Below are 1,614 nucleotides of genomic sequence, written 5' to 3' on the forward strand. Positions count from 1 at the left end.
TTTACTCCAGATGGAAGAATCGATAGTGGTGTTATAGCTCCAGGCCAGCATTATCAACTCACAATTAGTTATACTGGTTCCACACAATTTTACGATCCTTCATTTACATGGATAAATGGAATTATTCTTTCGTCAGCTCCTACCACAGGTCAAGTTACTCCAGTCAAAATTAGTATAAACCCAGGATCATCATCACCAAAAGGNATCAGCTCCGTCCACAAGTCAAGCTGCTCCAATCAAAATTAGTATAAACCCAGGATCATCATCNCACCAAAAGGAACAGCAACTGCGGAAACGTATAATCAATACAACACATACTATACGCCAGATACTGTACAAATAGTTCCTGGCACTCCGATAATTTGGACAAACAATGATTCTATTGCGCATACCATTTACAGTGGTGTCAGCACACAAAGACCTGATAATCCATTTACCCCTGATGGAAAGATATCAAGTAACAAAATTGCACCAGGACAAACATTTACTGTTGTGGTAAATGATACTGGAATTATCAGATTCTACGATCCACAATACACTTGGATGAATGGCTTGATAATTTCAATGCCGCCAACTTCATCATATTCAATTGGTGCAGCATCTCACAATTCAGGGCTGCACTAAATTATTTGAAATTGATGTAAGACTCTAGCTTGGTCTGATCAAAAACCATTACAGAAAGATCAGAGAATTCTTTTCCTTCTAGATCTTTTACCTTTCCGATAAAATGCGTCTCTTTCTCAGTAGTTAAAAATTCAAAGACGTGCACCTTTATCTTTGAAGTATCAAAACCGTGTTCTCTCAAGTATATCGCTATCTCTGATTGCATAAAGTGCTTTGAGGGCTCTTTTGGCCAGGGTCTTGGCACAAGTATTACACTAAATCCATCAATGAGTGCCTTTTGGAGCTCAAGTTTCTTTTCCTCTATGCTTGTAGAAATGTGCATAGTGATGACCTTGCTTTTGTCTGTAGGCACCCTTGCCTTTGATGCTGCAACTTGTGTAGAACTAATTCCTGGGACAATCTGTACATNTCCACCACTTCAGATTCTGAGAAATTCACGTCTCCTGTAAATGGAACAACGCATGTCTTGTTTCCTAGTGTCTTTGAGACCTTTTGATATGCATCCTCCTGGTCTTTCATGGTGATTTCGTGTATCTCTTTATTTTTCAAGAGAGCTTCTATCGTTTTGAGTGTGTATTTGTATCCGATAACAATATCAGAATTTAGCACTATTTCCTTTACTATTTCCGTCACATACTTTGGTGATCCTGGTCCTACACCAACGGCATAGACTTTACCCATAAATGCCGTTTTGTAATGTTCAATATATTTCACTGATGTTATACGTGATTTGGAGAAATTCCATCTGAACTAAAAAATCAGTTAATGGTTATTTGAAACAAAAAAGCAAGATACAGTGTTTATTCTTTAGTTGTATCTGGTTTGGTTGTACTTGTTTGTGGTTGTATTTTTTGTGAAAGTTTGTTTTTCTTAGTTTTCATGTAAAATACGATGGCACCGACTGCAGCTGCAACAATTCCTGCAATGATTAGTTCTGTGTTGTTCATCGCAAATGGCACGTTTGAGTCGTATTAAGTCATTGTATTTCTT

General features: G+C 37.6%; 2 protein-coding genes and 1 pseudogene. All 3 read right to left on the reverse strand.

The features are described from left to right. Window positions 1-625: 625 nt before the first annotated feature. Window positions 626-1,032, reverse strand: a 407-nt coding sequence (locus tag DYY66_RS15170) for an SAM-dependent methyltransferase (protein WP_255496480.1), incomplete at its 5' end; no start/stop codon positions are given. A 1-nt stretch (window position 1,033) separates the two neighbouring features. Continuing rightward, window positions 1,034-1,305, reverse strand: a pseudogene (locus DYY66_RS15175) (SAM-dependent methyltransferase); the annotation flags it as partial. Window positions 1,306-1,424: 119 nt separating this feature from the next. After that, on the reverse strand, window positions 1,425-1,571 hold the full coding sequence (locus DYY66_RS12245) for an LPXTG cell wall anchor domain-containing protein (RefSeq protein ID WP_166289894.1): 147 nt from the start codon (window positions 1,569-1,571) through the stop codon (window positions 1,425-1,427). Window positions 1,572-1,614: the final 43 nt, after the last annotated feature.

It is taken from the genome of Candidatus Nitrosotalea sp. FS (assembly GCF_011319475.1).
Lineage (GTDB): Archaea > Thermoproteota > Nitrososphaeria > Nitrososphaerales > Nitrosopumilaceae > Nitrosotalea.